Genomic DNA, 26,101 nt, shown 5'->3' with positions numbered 1-26,101 from the left:
TTCTTCTTTCATATTTTTTATCGTCCTTTAATCACAATAAATAAAGCAATCAGTACACAAGTTACACCAAGAATGGTAAAAATTGGGTGTTGCGAAAACGTTCGTGCCATTGGTTTAAATAGTTCTAAAATTGTTAAATTGCTAGTAATAAACTTTTGGAAATTGGCAAGCCCTTCAATAATATAGTTCGTTAAAGTTTCAAAATGACTACCAGCTAATAATCCAAGAACAGTTATTAAGATAAAAATAATAATTAGTTTAAACATTGTTACTTACCTTGTTTTGTTTTTATTGGTTTTATTTGTTTTTTAGCTTTTCCTCACGCACTTAAACGCCCCTTATTTTTAACAGCATATTGGCGTTGTTTTTCTAAATTAACTTGTTGACTACCAAATCCAAGAATAATTGCCATAAGAAATTCTACAGCAAGCGTTAAGAATAAAGGAAATATTAGTTGAATATTTGTCCCCGGTACTTCTAAACTTCAAATTAAGTCAAAGACCTTATAAAGCATTTGAGCGAGAAAGTCCGCCATTTTTGCAAGATTTTCCATTTTTTATTGTTCCTTTTCTTTCATTTTTCTTAAAAATTTGCTGAATTTATCCATTTTTAAGTATTCTAAGTCTTCTAAATCAATTGCTGTGTCAGTATAGTATTTGTCTTCATAGTCAGAATTTACTTTTGAATTTAAGTAATCTCTTAAAAACGCCAGGTAAAAAGAATTGTAAGTGTTTAATATTGGTAGAGGAATTTTTAGTTTAAAAAAATAAATATCAAGTTCAGGAATATCACGATATTTAATGCGACGACCCTTTTTGCTATTTTTAGCATCAATTAAGGTGTTTCGTCAGCGTTCATATTCTTCAATGCTCGTAAAGGTGCCATAGATGACTTTTAAGTAGGGGCGAAAAATATTAACGGGTTTTTTATGAATTCCCACAATCACATTATTGGCAATATCACGAACTTTAACTCAAATATGTTTATCTCTTTGGCCGCTAGCAAGCACAATATGACCAAAATGCCGTGCCAGAGCGAAATATTCTTGGATACCGGTTTCCTCGTTTTTGGTATTATTTTTTTCTCAATCAGTACCTTCTAAAAATAAGTTGGTTTCATCTCATAAAAGTAAGGTTTTGTCTGGCAATACCGGATAATCAAAATCTAATAATCCCATATGACCTAAACTTAATTTTTGGGTTTCTAGTAATGGGAAGGTTGATGCGATATGATATTTTTTCTTTTTTAGTAATTTTGATGCATATACTAGAAAAGCAGTTTTTCCAGTTCCTAATGAACCAATAACAATATTTAATGGTGAATTTTTTAAGAAATGCCAAATTGTAAAGTTAAGTGCAACTAAATTATTTTTCTAACCAAATATTCGATTGGTGAAAGATAATTTAGTATTTTTCTTGGTCTTTGGTTTAAAGACAATATAAATTTATGAACTGCATTTTTAGTAGTATTTGAAAAATTAAATTTTTTAGGAAATTTTTCTCTAATTAAACCATTAGTATTTTCATTAGTACCTCTTTGTCAAGGCGAATACGCATTAGCAAAATAAATTTTCACATTTAAATTTTTTTCAAGTTGTTGTCAATTAGAAAATTCTTTACCCCTATCAAATGTTATAGTCTTAACAAGATTATTTGGAAGAATTGATAAATAATGGCTAATGTTTTCGTTAACAACTTTAGTAGTTCTATTTTCAACTAACATTGCTAAAGTAAATCTTGATGTTCTTTCAACTAAAGTTATTAAACATGATTTACTTTTACCTCGTGATGATACTACAGTATCACCTTCTCAATGACCAACAGTTATACGATTATTAACATTAATATTTCGTTCTTTAATTGATTTACCATTAAATTTACCGCGATTTTCTTGAGATTTTCGTTTCTTACCTTTTCTTCTTAAATTTTTATTAGTAACTTTTTCAAGTAATCCAGAATAAATTCAATTGTAAATTGTTTTAAAACTAATAATTCATTCTTTATGAAAATTTTTAATTCTGCCATAAATTTGTTCAGGCGATCAACCTAATAGTAATTTTTGTTGTACATATTTTACTAATTCTCTATTTTTAAACTTATGAAAATAAACATGTGATTGTTTTCTGTTTTCTGCTTTATTTTGTGCAATTAATGAAAAATAATGATTACTATCTTTATTTCTATTGACTTCTCGAATAATAGTACTAATACTTCGATTAAGATTTTTAGCTATTTCACTAATTTTTACTTTAAACTTCAATTGATTCTCAATATAAATTCTTTCATATATGCCAAGATGTTTGTAACCCATATAAAAACTCCTTGCTTTGTTTTTTCTAAAATAAACTTAGCATCATGAAATTTTTATATGAGATTTTTTGCAATTTTATTTACTTGCACTTACAAGTATAATTCAGCGAAATTAATAACTTTGTTAATTTGTGTTAAATTACCGATTTTAAAAAGAAACATTAGACTTCTTGCATTACTTATTTATTAAACAAAATTCCTATAAAATATATTTAAAATAGAAATTATAAGGAATTTAAGATTATGAAATTTGATAAATTTAATTTTATTAATGATAAAGAATTATTACGATTAACTGGAATAAAGCAAAGTACTTTTAATAAAATGTTAAATATTTTAAAAGAAGCTGAGTTAAAAAAGTTTAAAAGAGGTGGTAAAAATAATAAATTATCATTAGAAAATAGATTATTGATGACTTTATCATATTGACGAGAATATCGTACTTATTTTCATCTTGGTAAAAGTTTTGATATTAGTGAAGCTAGTTGTTATCGAAATATCAAGTGAATTGAAGATATTTTAATCAAACATCCTGATTTTCAACAACTTGCTGGTAAAAAAGCATTAATAAATGATTATTTTAATGATAAAACAATTATTATTGATGCTACAGAAACACCCATTCAACGCCCAAAAAAAGACAAAAACAATCTTATTCAGGAAAAAAGAAAAAACACACTATTAAAACACAAGTAATTATTGAAAAAGAAAGCAAAATAATTATTGCAACAAATTTTTCTCTCGGTAAAAAGCATGATTTTTGTTTATTTAAAGAATCAAAAATCCCAATTTTAAAAAATACTAAATTAATAGTTGATAATGGTTATCAAGGAATACAAAAAATTCATAGTAATGTTCTAATACCTAAGAAAAAAACAAAGAAAAACCCTTTAAATAAAGAACAAAAACATAATAATAAATTAATTTCAAAAATGAGAATTATTAGACTTCTTGCATTACTTATTAAAATAATTACAAATTATTTGTAAATAAAAAATACTATATAGTAATTTCTAACTTTTATTAGGTTAATACTTATGGATTTTATTAAATGTGTAAATTTTGACACAACAAAAAATTATTTTATTATTTAAATTTAATTTTAAATAAATATTTTATGTTATCTATAATTGCAAATTATAAATTGAAGCAATTAAATTAAATCTTAAACTAAATCGTTTTCTACGATTACGATATTTTTCAGTAATAATTTTAAATTTTTTAAGAATAGCAAAAATATTTTCAATAATAATTCTCATTTTTGAAATTAATTTATTATTATGTTTTTGTTCTTTATTTAAAGGGTTTTTCTTTGTTTTTTTCTTAGGTATTAGAACATTACTATGAATTTTTTGTATTCCTTGATAACCATTATCAACTATTAATTTAGTATTTTTTAAAATTGGGATTTTTGATTCTTTAAATAAACAAAAATCATGCTTTTTACCGAGAGAAAAATTTGTTGCAATAATTATTTTGCTTTCTTTTTCAATAATTACTTGTGTTTTAATAGTGTGTTTTTTCTTTTTTCCTGAATAAGATTGTTTTTGTCTTTTTTTGGGCGTTGAATGGGTGTTTCTGTAGCATCAATAATAATTGTTTTATCATTAAAATAATCATTTATTAATGCTTTTTTACCAGCAAGTTGTTGAAAATCAGGATGTTTGATTAAAATATCTTCAATTCACTTGATATTTCGATAACAACTAGCTTCACTAATATCAAAACTTTTACCAAGATGAAAATAAGTACGATATTCTCGTCAATATGATAAAGTCATCAATAATCTATTTTCTAATGATAATTTATTATTTTTACCACCTCTTTTAAACTTTTTTAACTCAGCTTCTTTTAAAATATTTAACATTTTATTAAAAGTACTTTGCTTTATTCCAGTTAATCGTAATAATTCTTTATCATTAATAAAATTAAATTTATCAAATTTCATAATCTTAAATTCCTTATAATTTCTATTTTAAATATATTTTATAGGAATTTTGTTTAATAAATAAGTAATGCAAGAAATCTATTAAAATACAACCTGCTAAAAATAAATAGCTTACAATGTTTTTAAAATAACCGTTGTAAATATATCAAATTGCTCCTCAATGTCATAAAATTAAAAATGAGGTGCGATTTAATTCAATAAAATGGTTATTTTTTTCTATTATTCATTTGCAAAATTTCATCTTGCACCTCACTTTATTTTTTTGTTAGCGTACCGCTCCAAGTAATTTTTCAAACATTTTAAAGCAAATAAAGAATATTGCCAAAATAAATGGAAAAATGAAGATTCAGTAGTCAGCAAAGAAGTTACCGACTTGTGGCATATTAACAGCAATAATCTCTCACATTTTAGTAAAAGCCGTTATAATTGCATTTCATAATTTAGTCATCGCGTCACTAGCTGTTATCTTTGTTACTGCTGGTGCTTCTGTTAAGAAAGTTCCAAACATATAATCACCCCCTTTCTTTTTAAAACATTCATCATTTATATTCAAAGTTTTTCTTAAATTTGTTAAAACCACGATTAACCTTAACGCGATTATATTTTTTCCTAATTAATTTTGAATTTCTTTGGGAATGCATCACAATGTAACTTCTTGACATTAATTTTTTCCCTATCTAAATACTGATATGGTTTTCCAAAGTAGCATTAGAATAAATCACACCATAATCGCTGTTAAGAATCAAAAAGCAATGTTTGCTATTAAAAGTCAAAGTGTTTCTTGAGTTAAATCAATTTCTTTACCACCACTAATATGAGCCGGAATAGTTGTAATTTGAATAAATAAATCTCAGAAAGTTTGTTTGATTTGTTCTCAATTAAATTCTTTTAAATTTACCGTCATTTTTTATCTCCCAAAAATCATTTTTATTGGTAAATATATAATTGAAATTAATGCGAAAAGAAAAGTGATGATAATAATTAATCCGGCAATAAACGCAACTTGTGCAGGCATTTTTTCTATCGGAATAAACAGTTCTAAGAATTCCATGATAATTTTTCAAAACATTATTTTTTATCCGCGTTATTTTCTTTTGAATTAGGAGCTTTAACTCATTCCTCAAAGCGGGCAATAAATACTTTTTCGTCTTTCGTGAAATTACCAGTATTATTTTTAATGGCATTTTTATATTTAATTCTAATTTTTATTTTGGCATAAATTTTATAAGCAAAATATGCCAATAGCATGATGCTGATAATAATAAATATTAATCCAATCGCAATATTCATTTTTAAACTCCTTTAAAATAATTATAATTTATATCTGGACGCATAAAGTTTTGTTAGGTAGGAAAATATTTGAATAAGTATTAAGACAGTCAGCAATGATTGTCTTTTTATTTTATAAGGTGTTAAAAATTTGTTCTTTGAAAATTAAATACAAGTGAGTTAATAATGTTGGTATGTATTAAAGCACGATAAATTGTGGGTGGTCGCCATAACCAAAAGAAGTTTACCAGTTAATAGATAACATCCTATTAGCTATAGCAATTTGTTTCGTTTTGCAATAAAAAAATGAATGGGTGGATTTCCTAAAAATATACACGCTATTAAATTAGTTCCAAGGGTAGGATGCGGATATTAAAGTGTAGAAATTTCTATATAGGGATATACTAAGTTTAAAATTATTAAAATCTTTATCTAATTAAAAAAACAAAATTTACTAACAAAGCTTGTTAAACACTTAAATCTGCGATATATAAGTGTTTAAAAAACTAAGTTAACTAACTTAGTTAATATAACTTAGTTTATTCATAAGAAAGGTAATTTATTATGAAAAACATTGAAAACATTTTCTTAAATACTAAAAAATATCTTTTAAAAGAAACACAAAACGCAATGTTTATTAAAGCACCAAAAATTCCGTGATTTAATGAACAAATCGGCATTTGGTTTCCAAAGCGATTTGTTTATAAAGGAAAATATGAAAATTCTATTTGCATCGGAATAATAAAAGATAGTAAATATCAAGTAATTTCAGTTAATCAACAAGAGCAAGAAACCAAGTGAATTAAAGGACAAGAATTATTAAGTTTCTTTATTGCCGAAAAAGAAAACAACAAAAAAGATACAAATTATAACTATTTTAAAGGAGCTTAAAAATGAATATTGCGATTGGAATAATATTTACTATTATTTGCATAATGTTATTGGCATATTTTGCTTATAAAATTTATGCCAAAATAAAAATGCGAATTAAATATAAAAATGCCATTAAAAATAATACTGGTAATTTTACAAAAGACGAAAAAGTATTTATTGCTCGCTTTGAAGAATGAGTTAAAGCTCCTAATTCAAAAGAAAATAATGAGAATAAAAAATAATGTTTTGAGAAATTATTATGGAATTCTTAAAACTGTTTGTTCCGATAGAAAAAATGCCTGCACAAGTTGCGTTTATTGCCGGATTAATTATTATCATTACTTTTCTTTTCGCGTTAATTTCAATTATGTATTTACCAATAAAAATGATTTTTGGGAGATAAAAAATGACAGTAAATTTAAAAGAATTTAATTGAGAACAAATTAAACAAACTTTCTGAGATTTATTTATTCAAATTACAACTATTCCGGCTCATATTAGTGGTGGTAAAGAAATTGATTTAACCCAAAAAACACTTTGGCTTTTAATAGCAAACATTGCTTTTTGATTATTAACAGCGATTATAGTGTGATTTATTCTAATGCTACTTTGGAAAACCATATCAGTATTTAGATAGAGAAAAAAATAATGTCAAGAAGTTATATTGTGATGCATTCCCAAAGAAATTCAAAATTAATTAGAAAAAAATATAATCGTGTTAAGGTTAATCGTGGTTTTAACAAATTTAAGAAAAACTTTGAATATAAATGATGAATGTTTTAAAAAGAAAGGGGGTGATTATATGATTGGAACTTTCTTGGCCGATGCACCAGCAACAGTAGAAAAAATAACAGCTAGCGACGCGATGACTAAATTATGAAATGCAATTATAACGGCATTTACTAAAATGTGAGAAATTATTGCTGTTAATATGCCACAAGTTGGTAACTTCTTTGCTGACTACTGAATCTTCATTTTTCCATTTATTTTGGCAATATTCTTTATTTGCTTTAAAATGTTTGAAAAATTACTTGGAGCGGTATGCTAATAAAAAAATAAAGTGAGGTGCAAGATGAAATTTTGCAAATGAATAATAGAAAAAAATAACCATTTTATTGAATTAAATCGCACCTCATTTTTAATTTTATGACATTGAGGAGCAATTTGATATATTTACAACGGTTATTTTAAAAACATTGTGAGCTATTTATTTTTAGCGGGTTGTATTTTAATTTTTATTTTTAAAATCAGTAATTTAACACAAATTAACAAAGTTATTAATTTCTTAAAAAATTCACCATTAAATATTGTTATTGGTTCATTAGGAACTGGAAAAACCGCTTTTCTAGTGTACGCATCAAAATTACTAAAAAAGAAAAAATATCACATCGCCTCAACATTTCCATTACTAGAAACCCAAAAATTAAGTTTAGGACATATGGGATTATTAGACTTTGATTATCCGGTATTGCCAGACAAAACCTTACTGTTATGAGATGAAACCAATTTATTTTTAGAAGGAACTGATTGAGAAAAAAATAATACCAAAAACGAAGAAACCGGTATCCAAGAATATTTTGCCTTAGCACGCCATTTCGGTCATATTGTTCTCGCTAGTGGTCAAAGAGATAAACATATTTGAGTTAAAGTTCGTGATATTGCCAATAATGTAATTGTGGGCATTCGTAAAAAACCCGTTAATATTTTTCGCCCCTACTTAAAAGTCATTTATGGTACCTTTACTAGTATTGAAGAATATGAACGCTGGCGAAACACCTTAATTGATGCTAAAAATAGTAAAAAGGGTCGTCGTATTAAATATCGCGATATTCCTGAACTTGATATTTATTTTTTTAAACTAAAAATTCCTTTACCAATATTAAACACTTACAATTCTTTTTACCTAGCATTTTTAAGAGATTACTTAAATTCAAAAATAAATCCTGACTATGAAGACAAATACTACACTGACACCGCAATTGATTTAGAAGACTTAGAATACTTAAAAATGGATAAATTTAGCAAATTTTTAAGAAAAATGAAAGAAAAGGAACAATAAAAAATGGAAAATCTTGCAAAAATGGCCGACTTTCTCGCCCAAATGCTTTATAAGGTTTTTGACTTAATTTGAAGTCTTGAAGTACCGGGAACAAATATTCAACTAATATTTCCTTTATTCTTAACACTGGCTGTAGAGTTTCTTATGGCAATCATTCTTGGATTTGGCAGTCAACAAATTAATTTAGAAAAACAACGCCAATATGCTGTTAAAAATAAGGGTCGTTTAAGTGCATGAGGAAAAGCTAAAAAACAAATAAAACCAATAAAAACAAAACAAGGTAACTAAAAATGTTTAAACTAATTATTATTTTTATCTTAATAACTGTTCTTGGATTGTTGGCTGGTAGTCATTTTGAAACTTTAACAAACTATATTAGCGAAGGCCTTACCAATTTTCAAAAATTTATTACTAGCAATTTAACAATTTTAGAACTGTTTAAACCAATGGCACGAACATTTTCGCAACATCCAATCTTCACCGTTCTTGGCGTTACCTGTGTACTTATTGCCTTATTTATTGTGATTAAAGGTAGGTAAAAAATGGAGAAATGAACTAAAAAACAAGAATTAAAAAAATAGAGAATGGCAAATTAGAAAGACAAAGAAAGGAATTAATAGTTAATTATGTTAAATTCTAATTTATTAAATAAAATTAATGTTAATGATGAATGATATACACAGGAATATGCTGTTAAACCAATTTTAGAATTTTTAAAACCTAATAGTACTATTTTATGCCCTTTTGATAAAATTGATAGTAAATTTGTATGTGTTTTAGAAAGAAATGGGCATAAAGTTTGGAATAGTCATATTGACGATGGAATTGATTTCTTTAATTACATTAAAAGTGATGTGGATAGATATGATTATATTATTTCTAACCCTCCGTTTAGTAAAAGAAAGCAAGTAATAGAACATTTATTTAATTTGGGTAAACCGTTTGCGATGTTAATACCATTAGTAAGTATTGCATTAAAACCAATTAGAGAAAAAATAGATCAGTGTGAGTTATTAGTTTTTGATAAAAGAATAAAATTTATTGCTTATAATGGTATAGTTTGCAAAAATCCACCAAGTGAAACTGCTTATATTTGTCATAATGTTTTGCCTAAGCAAATTGTTTGTAGAAAATTAAAGGAGTTAAAAAATGAAAGAAAAAATGCCATTAAAATTAAGAATTAAAAATTCTTTTAAAAAGCAGTGGTTAAAAATAGTATTAAGTATCATTTTTATCTTTATAAGCTTATTAATTTGTGCATTAACAGTAATCGATACTAAATGAATAACCGGAACAAGCGACGAATTTAATAATTTTATGAATGAAGAGATGGTTAAATTCTTTGGAAAGTTCAATAGTGGTATTATGCTGGCAGGAATATTTGTTTTTTGATGAGACGGAGCAATATATTTTGCAATTAAATTTGAAAAATTAATCCGCTTTATTATTCAAAAAATTAAAGCAAAAAGAGCCTTGAAAAATGAAATCAAAACTAAAAGAACAACGAAAAATAAAATATTTTAAAAAGGAGTGATAAAAATGTTTATGAAAATATTTACCGTGTTAATTATTAGTTTCAATAACATTTTTACCATTCCACAAAACATTAATAATGACAAATCAACAGCACAATCACTAATTAGAAGTAAAAGGCAAAATAATGAATCATACGAATTAAACTTAAAAAAATCAAAATTAACACTTAAATCATCAAAAGATGACAACAGCAAGTGAAATCAAAAATGAGAAATAAAAGTTAATGTAGAAAATGAATTTATGCCCAAAAACTTGCCTCCACGAATGAAACTTAATGATTGAGAATTTTATGTTGACAAAAATGACAAGATTACACTGCCAATATTAAAATCATTAGAATATGATTTAAATTGAGAAAAAAACAGTGAACCAAGATATTGAGAAAATAAAGATTTTTTATCATATCAAAATAAAAAATTAAAAAACATAAAAATGAAAGTACAAGAATGAGATAAAAATGAAAGATATGCCAAATGAAAAATATTAGAATTTGACGCACAATCAGAAATTAAACCCTCGACCGATATTGATTTACCAGAAAAAACCACCAAATTTGATGGCAACCATAACTATAACGATGTTGTTGATAATCTTGATTACTTAATGATTCACCGTGGTGATTTTGATAAATTTAATTACTCGTATCTCTATTGAACACCCGTATTTAATTTCATTGATACCCTAGAAAAAGGTTATTACAAAGAATTTACGATTAAAAATCACGGCTTTAAAGACGAGAGCTATTTTTATCATAAAACTTCTAGTGATAAAAATGTAGTAAATGAGAATGTTTTGAAAATTAAGGCATTTAACAAAACTCTAATTGCTGGAAATAAGTATTTACAATTGCTACACGGTGAAAATGAAATCTGAAAATATGATACTGCAAACGCTAACGATTATTACCTAATTAAATATCTTTTTGGTACCTTAAATTACCTCAATGTTAGATTTAGTTTTCTACGCTATGACCCCGATTTAAAAAATGATATTTACCTATATTTTAAAAACAACATTCCTAGTATTAACAATAGCGATTACAAAAATGTTTTTGATGAAATCTATGAAATTCTTGGCAATTTCTTTGCTAGTTTATTTTATGCGACTTTTGATATGGACGAAAAAACTCATACTGAAATTGATTTTAAGGGTGTAGAAAACTATAAGAAGGATTACTTTATTCAAATCGGTTTCTTTTATCGTTCATTAATTACCTTTTATCCCAAAAAATACTTAGTAAATATTATAGGAAACTCAGAATTATTACTAAGAAGTTATTTCTTTACTTTTGACAAAAAAATGCACCAAGAGAATTACAATGTTATTAACAACACCAATGGCATTTATCAAATTGATTTTAATGTCCTTAAATCTTACGACAATAAACTGATTACCTTGCCAACCATCAAGACTGCTAACAGTATTAATTATCTCAATACCGATATTGATATTCGTTATGGTATTAATATTTTTACCTTAACCTTTCCGCTTTATCACAAAGGTAATATCTCTAATTACAATTTTAAAATTTATGACTTTAATGTCTTAAATTCCACAGCCTTTATTCCTGATGGTTCCACTAACTCAGAATGAGATGACTTAATTCCGCCAGCAAATTGCAAATATTCAGGGCGATGAATACCCACATTTAATGATATTGGTTGTGCCATTCAAAATGCTAGTATCAAAATGATTAACTGAATTCTTACTGCCTCACAAGTCATTACGATTTTACGGCCATTAGCAATTATTGCGAAAGCAACAGTTAACTTTTCAACCGCCATTTTTCCAGTTTTTAAAACGGTACCAGCTTTTTACTATACCTTTCAATTTTTAATCGGTTTTGCCATTTTTCTAATGATATTAAGAATTTTTGTATAATTATATATATATATATATATATATATATTGAAAAAACAAAATGAAGGAGTTAAATTTATGAAAATTTTAAATATAATAGCTCTTTTGGGGCTGACAACAGTGCCAATAGTTGGGTGTTCTAAAAAAGAAAATAAACCAATATTACAAATTAAGAATGAATCATACGAATTAAACTTAAAAAAATCAAAATTAACACTTAAATCATCAAAAAATGACAACAGCAAGTGAAATCAAAAATGAGAAATAAAAGTTAATGTAGAAAATGAATTTATGCCCAAAAACTTGCCTCCGCGAATGAAACTTAATGATTGAGAATTTTATGTTGATAAAAATGACAAGATTACACTACCAATATTAAAATCATTAGAATATGATTTAAATTGAGAAAAAAACAGTGAACCAAGATATTGAGAAAATAAAGATTTTTTATCATATCAAAATAAAAAATTAAAAAACATAAAAATGAAAGTACAAGAATGAGATAAAAATGAAAGATATGCCAAATGAAAAATATTAGAATTTAAAACTGAATTTAAAAATAATTAAAATAATTAAACTGTTAAAAGCGCTACCCCAAAATGTAGCTTTATATGACGATATTGCTCTTAAACAACTTTTTCATTTTTTCTATTTTGACAAAATAAAAAAGCAGTATTTAAGTTTAAATACTGCTTTAGTAAAAATATTTTTAATCTTAATTTAAATTAGATAATTAACAAATATATTAAAATTAAAATTTGAACTCAGATTATTGAGCATAACAAATATAAGAAATATTTTTCTCTTTTAATTAATAATGTTAAATTTTATTCTATTCCTAGTCAATCGCCTTCAGTGTTGGTTATAATGACAAAACCATCATTTTCATTATCTAATATTTCAAAATAACCATTTATTTGTTCGAAATGAAGTACTATTACTTTTACAAAAGTGTTGAAATCTTCATTTGTAACACTTCCGCCTCAACCAGAATGGTCATTTATAACAAATTTATTTTTAATAATTTTTATAATGTTTGCTTGTGAATTTTTATTTTGTTTGATTTCATTTCATGTGTTTTTGTTAATTTTAATTTTTAATTTATCATGGGCTAGAAATTTATATCATTTTTCAATGTTATCATAAACATTATGATGAATTGAAGTTGGCAACTCAATATTAGACGTTGCATGATGATGAAAAGCAAAATACATTCATGTTCCTGCAATTGCTAATCCTCCAATTACTAAAGATAGCCCTAGAGTTTCCGGGGCCAGAGCGGCAGCAGTAATTGTTTCTACAGTGGCCAAGCTTTCTGTTGTGCTTGTTGATAAGAGCGGAGTCATTTCCATTGCTTCTGCATTTGTGACACTAGTAGCGGCGGTACCACTAACAGTCATTTTTGTTCCATAAGCTGTTAATGCACCCCCACTTAAAGCTGCTAATCCAGTATTTGTTAATTTTTCTTTAAAAGTTTTTTTATCATTTTCAGATAATGTTTGATAATAACGATTAATTTCATTTAATTTTTTTAATTTTTCTTCTTTTGAAAGAGAGTTATATTGATTTATTGCCTTTGTAGTTGTTGATATTTGTGAATTGATAATATTTTTGTTTATTGGTTTATTTACTACAGGTACATTTTGCTTGATTTTATTATTGTTTTTAATTAAGTTAATTTCTAAATTTTCATCATTTTTTAAACTATCATCTTCGGTTTTTTTATCGAAAAAATGATATTCATCTTTTTGTAAAGTAGTATTCTTTGGTTTGCTATTATTATTGCCTTGATGAGCATCATCATCTTCGTTATTGTTAGCCAAAATGGCGTGGTATTGACCATGATCATCAACCGGTGGTAATTTAATTGGCTTTACCTCTGGTGTTGGCGTGGTTGTTGGTAAATTATCTGGTCTCTTGGTTATATCAACGACGGGGACATTTTCCTGATTGTCATCAATAGCAATAGCGGGATTTGCTCGTTCTTCTTCTGGTGTTAAAGCAAAATTATAATGGTTGCCATTTACATGAAATATTTGGATGTTATTATTTGCATTTTGATGCACGGGTTGATAAGGGCTATCGTTATCTACTCTAATATTATTATTGATAAGATTACTCATCGCTACTATTTCTGGTGTCCCGCCCCACGTTGTGGCTTGTCGCATTCTTATTAAGTAATTATCGATATCAACCTCATTAGTTTCAGTAATATTAATAAAATCTCGAAATGTTTGATTTTGATTTTCTAATAATAAATTTGTTTGTCTATCTAAATTGTCTCTGATATAATCGACAACACGATTGCGAAAGGTAACTCTTACTAAATTATTTGTTGTTTGATCTCGATATCATAATTGGTTTAAATCTATATTATTTTCTAAATTATATTGCTGTAGTAATTTTTGAATATGTAATAAATATTTTAAATTTTCTTCGCCAAATAATTGGATAAATCGATTGCTAAATTCTTCATTATCATTTCTCACTGGTAATAAGTAAGATGTTGCTACTGATCAAAATAAACAACTGCCATCCGTCGGCACATCGTACCGATTATTATGATTTGTGCCGCTAATATTTTGGTTTTGTGTGCCACTAGTTCCATACTGTTGACCAACAGAAACATTTGAACTAATATCAGAACCAATATTACCACCGACAGAACCTTGATTAGTTGCATCGCTATTGCCGTTTTTTGGCCCAGCACTACCATCATTATTACCGGGGGCGTCTTGTACAGCACTTAGATTACTTGATTTTTTAGCAAGTGTAAATGTCACTGTAACTTCGCCAGGGTAATAATTTTCATTATTTGCTTCGATAATTGCTTCATTAGCCTTAATGTTGTTTTCTTGTACTTTAACTTGGCTAATATCTAGTTGTGGATTTATTTGTTTTACTTTTTCTTTAATTTGTTTTTCCGTTGGTTGTGTTTGTCCACTACTAATTTCAATATTTCCTAAATCAAGTGTTGTAATAACATCTGACAACTCAATTTTTAATAATTTTTTTATTTTATCTTTGTATTCATTTTGTTTTTTAGGTGTTTTCGCTTTTGTTTTTAATTCATTTAATCTATTAAATTCTTTTAAAAGATTTACTATTTTTGTGTGGCCTATTATTGTTGCCATATGTAAAGGAGTAAAGCCATTTTTATCTGGAATATTAACATCAGCTTTATGTTCAATTAATAATTTAACAATGTCTATGTGGCCTTCTTGTGTCGCATAATGTAAAGGAGTTCGCCCATCCTTAGTTATTGCGTTGACATCAGCACCATGCTTTAACAATAATTCAACAATTTCAAAATTACCATTTCTTGCCGCAGAATGCAACGGTGTATCCCTGTCGTTATTTCTTGCATTAATATTAGCACCATTTTCAATAAGAAATTTTACTAATAAATAATTATTATTTATTTCTGGTTGATTATTTATTATATTATCAACATCTATATTATTGCCTCGTTGTTTGGCTCAATCAAGAAATTTTCGTCTATTTTCTTTATTATCTTCAATAAAACTACAAGCAAAATGTAAAGGCGCGTCGCCACTGCTAGTTGGTTTATTTATTAACTCATTTTGCCTTCAAATTAATAATTTTGCTATATCTAAATTATTAGTTTTTATAGCAACATGAACTGGTGTTCACCCCTTCATACAATCTAAAACAAATTTTAGCATTTGATCTCCAATTTCAATTGGCATTGTTTCGGAGTTTTTTAAAACATTTAAAATAGTTGCAATTCAAATATTTTTAATTTTGTTTTTAATTTCATTTTTAATATCTTTTGGAATATCTTTTTCATCTATTTTTTTAAAAATTTCATCAGTCGCTGAAAATAAACTTTCTTGATTTAGCTTTATTTTTTCTTTTAAATTATTTAAAAAATCATCATGTATTTCAAAATATTCTAAAAGTACCCTTAATTCTTTAAAAATTTCTTTTCTCTTTTGTTCTAAATTTTTACTAGCTGCTATCCACCCGCCTATCAATTGTGGTTCATATTCTTTTCACTTAAGTGAATTAATTTTACCATCAAGTATTTCTTGAACATTTGTTGGAATATTTTTAAATTCAACTTGATTATCTGTTGTACCTGTTGAAGGTGGTGTAGTTTGTGGTTTTGAAGTACTACTTTTTGTTAGGTTGTCTTTATCTTTGTAATAATGATTAAAATATTTAGTATAAGTTCCAAAACGCATGGCTTCACTAGTAACAAAAAGTAATTGTACTAAAGCATCTTTAGTTTCTTGAATATCTTCTTCTAGTCTTGTTGAATCATAAGTATAATCTGCTAAATTTTCAATGGCATCTTTTAAAGTCTTTTGCGAAATAGTAATATTTTGATTCACAGCATTTAAACCTTGTGGTTGATATGCTCCTGTATAACCTAAATTATGTTTTTGTTCTGGTGTTAATTTTTCTGATACTTTTGCATTTATTGATTTAATTTCATCTTCATCTTTTTTTAAACCTTCACCTTGTAAATTTTTAATTTTATTATCTAAATATTTTTTATCATTATTATTATTTATCGCAGGAATAGGCCCCATTGCTTCATTTAATTCTTTTTTTAATTCTTCTATTTTTTGACTTGTTTCATTAAATTGTTGTGTATTTTTTGTTGTTCTTGCTTCGATTAATTTTTTATTTAACAAATCTAAATCTTTTGCTTTATTGATTTGTTCTTTGATTAACTCGTCAATATTTTTGATATTTTCTTCAATTTTAATTTTTTCTTCTGGGGTTTTTGCTTGTTTTAATTCTTCTTTTCATTTTTCAAATATTTTTAATTTATTAGACTTCTTGCATTACTTATTAAAATAATTACAAATTATTTGTAAATAAAAAATACTATATAGTAATTTCTAACTTTTATTAGGTTAATACTTATGGATTTTATTAAATGTGTAAATTTTGACACAACAAAAAATTATTTTATTATTTAAATTTAATTTTAAATAAATATTTTATGTTATCTATAATTGCAAATTATAAATTGAAGCAATTAAATTAAATCTTAAACTAAATCGTTTTCTACGATTACGATATTTTTCAGTAATAATTTTAAATTTTTTAAGAATAGCAAAAATATTTTCAATAATAATTCTCATTTTTGAAATTAATTTATTATTATGTTTTTGTTCTTTATTTAAAGGGTTTTTCTTTGTTTTTTTCTTAGGTATTAGAACATTACTATGAATTTTTTGTATTCCTTGATAACCATTATCAACTATTAATTTAGTATTTTTTAAAATTGGGATTTTTGATTCTTTAAATAAACAAAAATCATGCTTTTTACCGAGAGAAAAATTTGTTGCAATAATTATTTTGCTTTCTTTTTCAATAATTACTTGTGTTTTAATAGTGTGTTTTTTCTTTTTTCCTGAATAAGATTGTTTTTGTCTTTTTTTGGGCGTTGAATGGGTGTTTCTGTAGCATCAATAATAATTGTTTTATCATTAAAATAATCATTTATTAATGCTTTTTTACCAGCAAGTTGTTGAAAATCAGGATGTTTGATTAAAATATCTTCAATTCACTTGATATTTCGATAACAACTAGCTTCACTAATATCAAAACTTTTACCAAGATGAAAATAAGTACGATATTCTCGTCAATATGATAAAGTCATCAATAATCTATTTTCTAATAGACTTCTTGCATTACTTATTAAAATAATTTGTAATTATTTTAATAAGTAATGCAAGAAGTCTATTAAAGAAGAAAAATAAGCATGGCTAATTTTAACTTTGTTAAAATTACTCTACCAAGAAAGGTGATTTTTTTATGTTAGAAATTAATAATAATGTAAAAACCTTAGAAAATAAGCATTGATTCAGTTTATTTACAACCCATAAAAATATGTACACCAATAAATGTGAACAATTAGCTAACGAATATGAAAAATTAGATGAATACTTATATAAATATCATTATCGCTTAAAACAAGGTTATAAAGTGGTTCATTTTGCATTAAGAACAATTATTACAATTTTTGGTGAAGTTACTTTTAAACGACGCCGCTATAAATATTGAAATCAAAAATCAGGTAAATTTGAATATGTATGTTTATTAGATAAAGAAATTGGTTTATTGCCCAAACAACGCATTTATTTTGATGTCCAATTTAAAGTTTTAAGTCTTTTGGGTGATGGTAAACGGTATCGCGATGTTTTAGATGCTCTAAATCATTGTTATATTTCAAAAGCTAGTATTTCAAATATTTTAAATAAATACGATATTGCTGAATATTTTCAACTAACAGAACAAGAAACTAAAACTAGAATTGATGTTAAAAATAATGATTTATATATTCAACTAGATGAGACATTTTTAGCGACATTAGATCACAAAGTTAAACAAGACCAAAGAATTCGTTTAGCTACTTTTCATACCGGACATAAAGAAAAAAATTACAAAAATGCTCGTAGAGCGTTAGAAAACAAACGAGGTCATTTTTTAATGTTAAAAGTTGGTAAACGAATAAATACGATTGATTATCGTGATTTATTAATTAGAGAATTACAAAAACATTATGTGAATATTAATTATGACAAAATAATTGTTTGTGGCGATGGTGCTACTTGAATTAGAGAAATTGCCAATAGTTTTGGTAATGTTAGATATATTTTAGATGGTTATCATGCTATTAAAAAATTAAAACAATCAGCATTTAATATTATTTTTGAAAATCGCAAAGTAACACTAAATAGTTGAATTCAATTATATAAGGATGGAAATCATCAAGAATTAATCAAAAAAATTCGTAATGTTGCTAAAAATGAATTAAATGAAGATATTAAAACAAATTTAAGAAAGGCCAGTAATTATTTCAGTAATAATAAGCAAGGTATTCATCATCAAAATTTAGAATGAAATATCGGTTGTAGCATTGAAAGTGATGTATCTCATTTAGTAAAACAACAATTAGGATATGGAGCAAAAATATATAATCATAAGAATTTAAATAACCTATTACATTTAAGAATGGCAAATTTAAACAAATTAAATGTATTACATTATATTAATGAAAATATTAATTCAGAAATAGAAATCAGAAAAGAAATATATAAAAATTCATTATGAAATAAATATAATAATAAAAATGATGATAGTTGAATTAATTATAAAGGTAATGCTGTAACAAATAAATATAATAGATTTAAGTAAGTAAAAATATAAATATAAATATTAAAAATATAAATTAATATATATTAGTGAAAATTTAATAATATTAATAATTTTTATTGTGTAAAAATTCAATAATATGGTAAGATGATAATGAGTAAAAATGACAATAACAAGAAAGGCGGGGTTAGTTTAGTAATTAAATAATATAATTAGCTGATTGTTTTACTTCTTCAAAGCAATACCTAAGAAAACTAAACGCGACCTTATATCTTTTTTGTTGTTTTCTTTTTCGGCAATGAAGAATCCTAATAATTCTTGGCCTTTAATTAATTTGGTTTCTTTTTCTTTTTGATTAATTGAGATTACTTGATATTTACTATCTTTTATTATTCCGATGCAAATTGAATTTTCATATTTTCCTTTATAAACAAATCGTTTTGGAAACCAAATACCGATTTGTTCATTAAATCATGGAATTTTTGGTGCTTTAATAAGCATTGCGTTTTGCGTTTCTTTTAAGAGATATTTTTTAGTATTTAAGAAAATGTTTTCAATGTTTTTCATAGTAAATTACCTTTCTTATAGATAAACTAAGTTATATTAACTAAGTTGTTAGTTAACTTAGTTTTTTAAACACTTATATATCGCAGATTTAAGTGTTTAACAAGCTTTGTTAGTAAATTTTGTTTTTTAATTAGATAAAGATTTTAATAATTTTAAATTTAGCATACCCCTATATAGAAATTTCTACACTTTAATGTCCGCACCCTACCCTTGGAACTAATTTAATAGCGTGTATATTTTTAGGAAATCCACCCATTCATTTTTTTATTGCAAAACGAAACAAATTGCTATAGCTAACAGGGTGTTATCTATTAACTGGTAAACTTCTTTTGGTTATGGCGACCACCCACAATTTATCGTGCTTTAATACATACCAACATTATTAATTCACTTGTATTTAATTTTCAAAGAACAAATTTTTAACACCTTATAAAATAAAAAGACAATCATTGCTGATCGCCTTAATACTTATTCAAATCTTTTCCCACCTAACAAAACTTTATGCGCCCCAAGTATTTTTTAACCTATCTTGTTTGTTACCAACAACATTATCGCTTATTCAATCAATTTTGTTCCAATAATTTGATAATATTTATTAGGTAAATATTCTAAGAAAAACTCATTTAGCATTGTTCAGCGAACCGATAATAATCTATTGCTTAGTCTATTAATCGGTTGCAACAATCACTGACTAAATAACTCCGCAAACTGTTCTTTTAAACTAACAAACTTACCATATTTACTATCAACAAATAATTTTGATACTAAAGCACTAATTTTTGTTTCTGGATTAAGAAAATATGTTTTGTCATTTCTATCAGTAAATTTAATCTTACTTGGAAGATAACCAAATTTACTAGCAATAAAACGAACAAATTCTTGAGATGCATTAATTTTTGTTTTTTTTAATTCTCATCCCTTTTTATATCTCGTTTGATTTTTATTAGTAGACTTTTGTAATCCATTTTTAAATCAATTATCTAAAAGAATTTTATTAGCACCATTAGTTTTATCTGGTAAAAAATTAGTATTCAACTGCTCAGGAAAAAACATTAACAAGTTTTCTAAAGCATGACCATACTCATGAATAACACCAGTAGTAACATTACTAGTTGAAAATTGTCCATTAGAATATTGAGATTCAATATTATCTTCATCAACAATATTTGGATGCAAAGCAATAAATTGATAACCATATTTTAAATTTAAAAGAGTACTTCCTAAAATTTTTTTTGAATCACTCTCTAAATTAAACTTATTAGTAAATAAAAGGGCAACTAATAACTTAGCAACATTTTTTTTACCATAATATTTACTTAAATAATTATACATCGCTAACAAATACTTTGAATTATTACCAATTATTTGTTCCAATAGTTTCAAATCAAGCATTGGTTTTTGTCCATCTCTTAAGTCAGTATTTTCAAGATTTCTTACTAAATCATCATAACTTAAATAATAATCTCTTAACAACAATGAACTTTGTTCATACTTATTATATTGCTCTGCACTTTTATTAGAAACTTTTAAAATCTCATTATAACAAGATTGTAATGCCCGTCTTTCAGCAATATTGTTTTTCTTTCTATTAATAGTTGCTAAATATTTCATATATTTTAAATTATCAGCACCAAATGATTGTTCAAAATCTAAATTCAAATGATGCTCAATATCTTTTATGTTTCCCGCTATAATTTGAGGATTAAAATTCTTACCCTCAAAAGCACAATTATAATTAACTAACGAATCATTATCATTAAATAATTGATAATCATAAAAATTAAAAAACCGACACCCTGATAATAAAAACAATATAATGATGATGATAATATTAACAACTAATGGTATTTTTTTAATCATTATTTTCCTCCATAATTTTAATTATTTCAAAAAAATTATTTTATTTAATTTATTTTATCATTTTTTATCATAAAATTCATAAAATTTAATTTTAATTTTGTCGAAAACTCTTGATAAAATAAAAAGAATCATCAACTTGATAATTTTAAAATGCTTTTATGTAAAATTACTATTTTTACTTTAACTTTTTTATACGCTGAATTATACTTGTAAGTGCAAGTAAATAAAATTGCAAAAAATCTCATATAAAAATTTCATGATGCTAAGTTTATTTTAGAAAAAACAAAGCAAGGAGTTTTTATATGGGTTACAAACATCTTGGCATATATGAAAGAATTTATATTGAGAATCAATTGAAGTTTAAAGTAAAAATTAGTGAAATAGCTAAAAATCTTAATCGAAGTATTAGTACTATTATTCGAGAAGTCAATAGAAATAAAGATAGTAATCATTATTTTTCATTAATTGCACAAAATAAAGCAGAAAACAGAAAACAATCACATGTTTATTTTCATAAGTTTAAAAATAGAGAATTAGTAAAATATGTACAACAAAAATTACTATTAGGTTGATCGCCTGAACAAATTTATGGCAGAATTAAAAATTTTCATAAAGAATGAATTATTAGTTTTAAAACAATTTACAATTGAATTTATTCTGGATTACTTGAAAAAGTTACTAATAAAAATTTAAGAAGAAAAGGTAAGAAACGAAAATCTCAAGAAAATCGCGGTAAATTTAATGGTAAATCAATTAAAGAACGAAATATTAATGTTAATAATCGTATAACTGTTGGTCATTGAGAAGGTGATACTGTAGTATCATCACGAGGTAAAAGTAAATCATGTTTAATAACTTTAGTTGAAAGAACATCAAGATTTACTTTAGCAATGTTAGTTGAAAATAGAACTACTAAAGTTATTAACGAAAACATTAGCCATTATTTATCAATTCTTCCAAATAATCTTGTTAAGACTATAACATTTGATAGGGGTAAAGAATTTTCTAATTGACAACAACTTGAAAAAAATTTAAATGTGAAAATTTATTTTGCTAATGCGTATTCGCCTTGACAAAGAGGTACTAATGAAAATACTAATGGTTTAATTAGAGAAAAATTTCCTAAAAAATTTAATTTTTCAAATACTACTAAAAATGCAGTTCATAAATTTATATTGTCTTTAAACCAAAGACCAAGAAAAATACTAAATTATCTTTCACCAATCGAATATTTGGTTAGAAAAATAATTTAGTTGCACTTAACTTTACAATTTGGCATACATTAAAATATAATACCGCTGTTTGTTGGTTTGGAGTTAAACCCTTATGTTGGTATTTTCATTTTCAGAGATTTAAATAATTTTGAATATTAGTAAAACCTAAACCATGATAATGAATTAAGGCTTCTTTAAGACTAGATTGTAATTTACTGATTTTATTTAAGTTACGATAACTAGCTTCAGGATTAATTGTTGTTTTAGTTACACATAAAGTAGAATTTGTTTGTTTTGCTACTAAAAAATATAATTTTTGCATATCAGAAGTAATAATTGAATTTTTGTTAATTAATTCTTTGTTCATATTTTCAATAACTCATTGTTTTTGTAAACGTTTGGTGTTTGTGGATTTAACATAAATATTGTTATTATTATCAATTGCCATTTGAATACAGCATTTAGTATTAGTTGTGAATGGGTCAAGGTGAATTCTTCGTGGATCAGTTTTATGTTTGAAATTTCCTTTATGGATTTCTTTAATAAAAGTTTCATCGATTTGGATTTTACCAGATAATTTTTTAAATTTTAATTGGGTATTTTCTAATTGTTTTGATTTCATTAATTTTTGACGATTATATCAAGCGGTTTTTAATGTAGTTTTAATAAAACGAGAAATTGTTTTACTAGATTGCCCCAGCAATGAAATTTGAATCAATAAATTTCATTGTTCATAATTTAAATGACTTCAATAAATAAAATGATTACGAAAAGCGTCAAAACTTGCACAGCAATTTTTACATAAATATTTTTGTTTTCCTTCTGAATTATGTCCATTTTTAACGCAATGGTAAGATTCACATTTAGGGCATTTAATACCTTGAGCTCTAAATTTTTGATCAATTTCATTTAAACGTTTTTGTTTTTTTATTAATTCTGCTTGTTGTTTGACTTTTTCATAAAATTCTAAAAATTGATCATCTGTTAAATTATTTACTAGTTCTTGAATTATTTTTTCCATAATTATTATCCACCTCTATCATATTAAAAATATACCTAAAATTAAGTATATTCAATAAATATCAAGAGTTTTCGACAAAATTAAAAAAATTTAATGTTTTATCAACTCAAGAAATATTAAAATTAATATCATGACTAGTCAATAATACTGTCCCAGAATAATTAGTAATTGCTTCTAATAATGAATCTTTAGCTAAATCATCCAAATGATTAGTTGGCTCATCTAAAATTAATAAACTACAAGGAACTAAAGGCAAAACTGCTAACCGAACTTTAGTTTGTTCCCCCCCTGATAATTTATTAAGTGATTGCATCGCTAATTCGCGTTTAATTCCAAAACTAGCTAATATTTTCCTAATTTCACCATCATCCATTTCCGGATTTAATGATTTTAAATATTGAATTGGTGATAATTCAAGAAAATTATAAAACTGTTTAAAATAACCAATCGTAACATTATCACCAATTGTAATTACCCCTGAGATTGGTTTAATATTACCAGTTAAAGTTTCTAGTAATGTTGTTTTTCCAATCCCATTATATCCTTGCACCAATCATTTTTCACCTTCTTTAATCGTAAATGATAATAGACTTGGTACATAACCCTCAATTTTATCTACTATTTTGATAATATTATTTTCTAGACGAAGCACAAATATTAGATAAATATAAAGATGAAAGTGAATTTTATAGTTTGGTAGGTGCAAAATGTTATAGTTATGTACCAAGTCTATTATTAAAAACATTAAAACATCCTTGAATTTTTGCTTTTTGAATATTAGTAAAAGAACCCTTAGTATTTAAAGCCTCTTCATACTTATCTCAATTATTTTCTGATTTAAATAAGTTTAATCTTTCTTCTTCTGACGATTCTAAAATTAATTTTTCTTTTACTAAATTGCTTTGATAATCACAAAAAGATGTACTACTAATAATATTATCAATATTGCCTTGTGAACAACCGATAATTATTAAAGGTAAGTTAATAACTATTAATAAAACCAATGATTTCATTTTCTTACTCCTAATCATTACCAAGAATTTGTTGATATTTTTTGGGTAAATATTCTAAAAAAACTCATTTAATAATGTTCAACGAACAGAAAGTTTATTCTGCTCATAATTATTAGGTGTAAATAATCATTGACTAATTAACTCGGCAAATTGCTGATTTCAATTAGTAAACTTGCCATAACGACTATCAACAAATAATTTTGATACTAAAGCACTTATTAAAGTACTACGATTAATTTCCAAAAATTCATTATTATCATCTACTTTTCAAACATTAATATTGGCATGATTAAACCCCAATTTTTTACCAATAAAACGAATAAATTCATTAGATGCTGAGAAATTACTTGGTTGAACTTTATAACCTCTAATAACATCATTATTAATATTTTCATAATCAACTTGTAAAAACCAATTATTTAAAAAATAATTACTTTCATTATTAGTAGTAATTTTATTTTCATTATTAATAATTTTATTTGGTAAAATGTTCTTGTTTAACTGTTCAGGTAAAAACGATAAAGCAAATTCTAACATATGACCATATTCATGAATAACACCAGTAATAATATTATTAGATACTCAATGACCTAACTGATAATTTTCTAAAACAACATTTTTACTTAAAATATTTGGATCTAAAGCAATAAACTGATAACCATAAAAACTATTTAATACTGTAATTCCTAAAACTCCTGAATAGCGCTTTTGCATATTATTCGTAAAAACAAGAGCAAACAATCAACGCTTAATATTTTCAATACCATAATATTTACTTAAATAATTATATAAACTTAATAAATGTTGTTTTTCGCTGCCAACAGCATTAATAATAGAATTAAAATCTAACAGTGGATAATAATTATGGCGTAATATTGTTGTTCTAATTTTAGCAATTAATATTGTTAAAGAAGGATAATAACCTGATTCATTTTGTAATTGCTTAGTATTATGAATAAACTTATCATAAGCCAATTTACTATTTTCCGAAACTTTTAATATTTCTTCATAACAAGACCTTAATGATGCTATTTCTTGAGATTAAAAATAATATTTTCTAACCATCTTTGCATACTGCATAATAACTTCCATACCAATAGCATCATCACTATTCACATCTAAATATTGACTACGATTTTTTTCTCTTGTTATTAGTTCGTTACGATTATTGGTTTCAAAAGCACAACTATAACCAGTTAAAAGATTTTCATTATCGTCATTAACAAGATATAGTGGTTTTACAAAACTAATACTTACTAATAAATAAATATTAAAAAAACTAATCATTTTTCACATTACAATTATCTCCTAAAATATTTTTAAAATTTACAGTTAGTATTAATATCCTTTTGCTGAATTATACTTGTAAGTGCAAGTAAATAAAATTGCAAAAAATCTCATATAAAAATTTCATGATGCTAAGTTTATTTTAGAA

34 protein-coding genes and 1 pseudogene are annotated in these 26,101 nt (G+C 25.2%); 16 read left to right on the top strand and 19 right to left on the bottom strand.

Annotated elements, in window-relative coordinates; all coding sequences use genetic code 4:
- Window positions 1–17 precede the first annotated feature (17 nt).
- The 4 genes from AAHJ00_RS07245 to AAHJ00_RS07230 all read right to left on the bottom strand — a co-directional run bounded on the left by AAHJ00_RS07245 (window position 18) and on the right by AAHJ00_RS07230 (window position 2,310).
- Complete coding sequence (locus AAHJ00_RS07245; RefSeq protein ID WP_342223675.1) at window positions 18–266, bottom strand: hypothetical protein; 249 nt, start codon at window positions 264–266, stop codon at window positions 18–20.
- A 2-nt stretch (window positions 267–268) separates the two neighbouring features.
- Entirely contained in the window at window positions 269–553 is a 285-nt protein-coding gene (locus AAHJ00_RS07240) for a hypothetical protein (RefSeq protein WP_342223674.1), read from the bottom strand.
- Window positions 554–556: 3 nt separating this feature from the next.
- Window positions 557–1,177 carry a hypothetical protein gene (locus tag AAHJ00_RS07235; protein ID WP_342223966.1) on the bottom strand — a complete coding sequence of 207 codons (621 nt, stop codon included), beginning with the start codon at window positions 1,175–1,177 and terminating at the stop codon, window positions 557–559.
- A gap of 182 nt (window positions 1,178–1,359) precedes the next feature.
- A complete protein-coding gene (locus AAHJ00_RS07230) occupies window positions 1,360–2,310 on the bottom strand; it encodes an IS30 family transposase (RefSeq protein ID WP_342223478.1) in 951 nt (316 codons plus the stop codon).
- 57 nt (window positions 2,311–2,367) lie between these two features.
- On the opposite strand from AAHJ00_RS07230, the gene AAHJ00_RS07225 reads away from it, so the two are divergent.
- The 3 genes from AAHJ00_RS07225 to AAHJ00_RS08010 are packed head-to-tail and all read left to right on the top strand — an operon-like array spanning window position 2,368 to window position 3,298.
- Complete coding sequence (locus AAHJ00_RS07225) at window positions 2,368–2,499, top strand: hypothetical protein (RefSeq protein WP_342223965.1); 132 nt, start codon at window positions 2,368–2,370, stop codon at window positions 2,497–2,499.
- Between the two features lie 53 nt (window positions 2,500–2,552).
- Window positions 2,553–3,005, top strand: coding sequence for a transposase family protein (locus AAHJ00_RS07220; protein ID WP_342223479.1), 453 nt, complete (start codon window positions 2,553–2,555; stop codon window positions 3,003–3,005).
- A complete protein-coding gene (locus AAHJ00_RS08010) occupies window positions 2,990–3,298 on the top strand; it encodes a transposase family protein (RefSeq protein WP_425288897.1) in 309 nt (102 codons plus the stop codon). The genes AAHJ00_RS07220 and AAHJ00_RS08010 overlap by 16 nt, the downstream gene beginning before the upstream one ends.
- 135 nt (window positions 3,299–3,433) lie before the next feature.
- Here AAHJ00_RS08010 and AAHJ00_RS07215 read toward each other — a convergent pair.
- The 5 genes from AAHJ00_RS07215 to AAHJ00_RS07195 form a co-directional block, all read right to left on the bottom strand.
- Window positions 3,434–4,257, bottom strand: a protein-coding gene (locus AAHJ00_RS07215; protein ID WP_342223477.1) for an IS5 family transposase whose coding sequence is annotated in 2 segments (ribosomal slippage) — window positions 3,434–3,861 and window positions 3,861–4,257 — 825 coding nt in all. Because the reading frame shifts where the segments join, the coding sequence is not laid out codon by codon here.
- A gap of 22 nt (window positions 4,258–4,279) precedes the next feature.
- The gene (locus tag AAHJ00_RS07210; protein WP_342223964.1) at window positions 4,280–4,498 is read right to left on the bottom strand and encodes a hypothetical protein; all 219 of its coding nucleotides are present in this window, start codon (window positions 4,496–4,498) and stop codon (window positions 4,280–4,282) included.
- A 24-nt stretch (window positions 4,499–4,522) separates the two neighbouring features.
- On the bottom strand, window positions 4,523–4,765 hold the full coding sequence (locus tag AAHJ00_RS07205) for a hypothetical protein (protein WP_342223672.1): 243 nt from the start codon (window positions 4,763–4,765) through the stop codon (window positions 4,523–4,525).
- Between the two features lie 165 nt (window positions 4,766–4,930).
- Window positions 4,931–5,161 (bottom strand): hypothetical protein, encoded by a 231-nt coding sequence (locus AAHJ00_RS07200; protein WP_339024264.1) that lies wholly within the window; start codon window positions 5,159–5,161, stop codon window positions 4,931–4,933.
- Between the two features lie 164 nt (window positions 5,162–5,325).
- On the bottom strand, window positions 5,326–5,547 hold the full coding sequence (locus AAHJ00_RS07195; protein WP_215825907.1) for a hypothetical protein: 222 nt from the start codon (window positions 5,545–5,547) through the stop codon (window positions 5,326–5,328).
- 543 nt (window positions 5,548–6,090) lie between these two features.
- Between AAHJ00_RS07195 and AAHJ00_RS07190 the strand changes: the two genes are divergently transcribed.
- From AAHJ00_RS07190 to AAHJ00_RS07140, 11 genes are all read left to right on the top strand, one after another.
- Window positions 6,091–6,417 carry a hypothetical protein gene (locus AAHJ00_RS07190; RefSeq protein WP_342223963.1) on the top strand — a complete coding sequence of 109 codons (327 nt, stop codon included), beginning with the start codon at window positions 6,091–6,093 and terminating at the stop codon, window positions 6,415–6,417.
- Between the two features lie 2 nt (window positions 6,418–6,419).
- Entirely contained in the window at window positions 6,420–6,641 is a 222-nt protein-coding gene (locus AAHJ00_RS07185) for a hypothetical protein (RefSeq protein ID WP_342223962.1), read from the top strand.
- A 164-nt stretch (window positions 6,642–6,805) separates the two neighbouring features.
- Window positions 6,806–7,036, top strand: a complete 231-nt coding sequence (locus AAHJ00_RS07180; RefSeq protein ID WP_342223961.1) for a hypothetical protein — start codon at window positions 6,806–6,808, stop codon at window positions 7,034–7,036.
- 165 nt (window positions 7,037–7,201) lie between these two features.
- Entirely contained in the window at window positions 7,202–7,447 is a 246-nt protein-coding gene (locus tag AAHJ00_RS07175; RefSeq protein ID WP_342223960.1) for a hypothetical protein, read from the top strand.
- A 24-nt stretch (window positions 7,448–7,471) separates the two neighbouring features.
- Complete coding sequence (locus tag AAHJ00_RS07170) at window positions 7,472–8,458, top strand: hypothetical protein (RefSeq protein WP_342223959.1); 987 nt, start codon at window positions 7,472–7,474, stop codon at window positions 8,456–8,458.
- A gap of 3 nt (window positions 8,459–8,461) precedes the next feature.
- Window positions 8,462–8,746 (top strand): hypothetical protein, encoded by a 285-nt coding sequence (locus tag AAHJ00_RS07165; protein ID WP_338966793.1) that lies wholly within the window; start codon window positions 8,462–8,464, stop codon window positions 8,744–8,746.
- Between the two features lie 2 nt (window positions 8,747–8,748).
- Window positions 8,749–8,997, top strand: a complete 249-nt coding sequence (locus AAHJ00_RS07160) for a hypothetical protein (protein WP_342223958.1) — start codon at window positions 8,749–8,751, stop codon at window positions 8,995–8,997.
- 87 nt (window positions 8,998–9,084) lie between these two features.
- A complete protein-coding gene (locus tag AAHJ00_RS07155) occupies window positions 9,085–9,642 on the top strand; it encodes a hypothetical protein (protein ID WP_342223957.1) in 558 nt (185 codons plus the stop codon).
- Window positions 9,608–9,982, top strand: coding sequence for a hypothetical protein (locus tag AAHJ00_RS07150; RefSeq protein WP_342223956.1), 375 nt, complete (start codon window positions 9,608–9,610; stop codon window positions 9,980–9,982). Before AAHJ00_RS07155 ends, AAHJ00_RS07150 begins: the two co-directional genes overlap by 35 nt.
- 15 nt (window positions 9,983–9,997) lie before the next feature.
- Window positions 9,998–11,875 carry a hypothetical protein gene (locus AAHJ00_RS07145; RefSeq protein ID WP_342223955.1) on the top strand — a complete coding sequence of 626 codons (1,878 nt, stop codon included), beginning with the start codon at window positions 9,998–10,000 and terminating at the stop codon, window positions 11,873–11,875.
- Window positions 11,876–11,932: 57 nt separating this feature from the next.
- Window positions 11,933–12,421, top strand: coding sequence for a hypothetical protein (locus AAHJ00_RS07140; protein ID WP_342223954.1), 489 nt, complete (start codon window positions 11,933–11,935; stop codon window positions 12,419–12,421).
- A gap of 260 nt (window positions 12,422–12,681) precedes the next feature.
- On the opposite strand, the gene AAHJ00_RS07135 is transcribed toward AAHJ00_RS07140, so the two are convergent.
- Together AAHJ00_RS07135 and AAHJ00_RS07130 are read right to left on the bottom strand one after the other, a co-directional pair.
- Window positions 12,682–16,518 carry an ankyrin repeat domain-containing protein gene (locus AAHJ00_RS07135; protein WP_342223953.1) on the bottom strand — a complete coding sequence of 1,279 codons (3,837 nt, stop codon included), beginning with the start codon at window positions 16,516–16,518 and terminating at the stop codon, window positions 12,682–12,684.
- Window positions 16,519–16,839: 321 nt separating this feature from the next.
- Window positions 16,840–17,513: pseudogene (locus tag AAHJ00_RS07130) on the bottom strand (IS5 family transposase); the annotation flags it as partial.
- A gap of 137 nt (window positions 17,514–17,650) precedes the next feature.
- Between AAHJ00_RS07130 and AAHJ00_RS07125 the strand changes: the two are divergent.
- Entirely contained in the window at window positions 17,651–19,033 is a 1,383-nt protein-coding gene (locus tag AAHJ00_RS07125) for an Mbov_0401 family ICE element transposase-like protein (protein WP_342223952.1), read from the top strand.
- A 183-nt stretch (window positions 19,034–19,216) separates the two neighbouring features.
- Here the strand turns inward: AAHJ00_RS07125 and AAHJ00_RS07120 are convergent, their stop codons facing one another.
- The 3 genes from AAHJ00_RS07120 to AAHJ00_RS07110 form a co-directional block, all read right to left on the bottom strand.
- Window positions 19,217–19,558 (bottom strand): hypothetical protein, encoded by a 342-nt coding sequence (locus AAHJ00_RS07120; RefSeq protein ID WP_342223951.1) that lies wholly within the window; start codon window positions 19,556–19,558, stop codon window positions 19,217–19,219.
- A gap of 555 nt (window positions 19,559–20,113) precedes the next feature.
- Window positions 20,114–21,418, bottom strand: coding sequence for a hypothetical protein (locus AAHJ00_RS07115; RefSeq protein ID WP_342223950.1), 1,305 nt, complete (start codon window positions 21,416–21,418; stop codon window positions 20,114–20,116).
- Between the two features lie 44 nt (window positions 21,419–21,462).
- Window positions 21,463–21,663 carry a hypothetical protein gene (locus AAHJ00_RS07110; protein ID WP_342223949.1) on the bottom strand — a complete coding sequence of 67 codons (201 nt, stop codon included), beginning with the start codon at window positions 21,661–21,663 and terminating at the stop codon, window positions 21,463–21,465.
- Window positions 21,664–21,720: 57 nt separating this feature from the next.
- Here AAHJ00_RS07110 and AAHJ00_RS07105 point away from each other — a divergent pair, with 57 nt between their 5' ends.
- On the top strand, window positions 21,721–22,671 hold the full coding sequence (locus tag AAHJ00_RS07105) for an IS30 family transposase (RefSeq protein ID WP_342223766.1): 951 nt from the start codon (window positions 21,721–21,723) through the stop codon (window positions 22,669–22,671).
- Here AAHJ00_RS07105 and AAHJ00_RS07100 read toward each other — a convergent pair.
- From AAHJ00_RS07100 to AAHJ00_RS07080, 5 genes are all read right to left on the bottom strand, one after another.
- Window positions 22,655–23,653, bottom strand: a complete 999-nt coding sequence (locus AAHJ00_RS07100; RefSeq protein WP_342223948.1) for an IS1/IS1595 family N-terminal zinc-binding domain-containing protein — start codon at window positions 23,651–23,653, stop codon at window positions 22,655–22,657. The two genes, AAHJ00_RS07105 and AAHJ00_RS07100, sit on opposite strands and share 17 nt — an antisense overlap.
- A complete protein-coding gene (locus AAHJ00_RS07095) occupies window positions 23,622–24,305 on the bottom strand; it encodes an ATP-binding cassette domain-containing protein (RefSeq protein WP_342223947.1) in 684 nt (227 codons plus the stop codon). Before AAHJ00_RS07095 ends, AAHJ00_RS07100 begins: the two co-directional genes overlap by 32 nt.
- 64 nt (window positions 24,306–24,369) lie before the next feature.
- A complete protein-coding gene (locus AAHJ00_RS07090) occupies window positions 24,370–24,666 on the bottom strand; it encodes a hypothetical protein (RefSeq protein WP_342223946.1) in 297 nt (98 codons plus the stop codon).
- Between the two features lie 54 nt (window positions 24,667–24,720).
- Window positions 24,721–25,641, bottom strand: coding sequence for a hypothetical protein (locus AAHJ00_RS07085; RefSeq protein ID WP_342223945.1), 921 nt, complete (start codon window positions 25,639–25,641; stop codon window positions 24,721–24,723).
- A gap of 66 nt (window positions 25,642–25,707) precedes the next feature.
- A complete protein-coding gene (locus AAHJ00_RS07080; RefSeq protein WP_342223944.1) occupies window positions 25,708–25,962 on the bottom strand; it encodes a hypothetical protein in 255 nt (84 codons plus the stop codon).
- Window positions 25,963–26,101 lie beyond the last annotated feature (139 nt).

The organism is Spiroplasma endosymbiont of Asaphidion curtum, from assembly GCF_964031085.1.
In the GTDB taxonomy this organism is placed as follows: Bacteria; Bacillota_I; Bacilli_A; order Mycoplasmatales; family Nriv7; genus Nriv7.
This window is presented reverse-complemented; position numbering and strand designations above follow the sequence as displayed.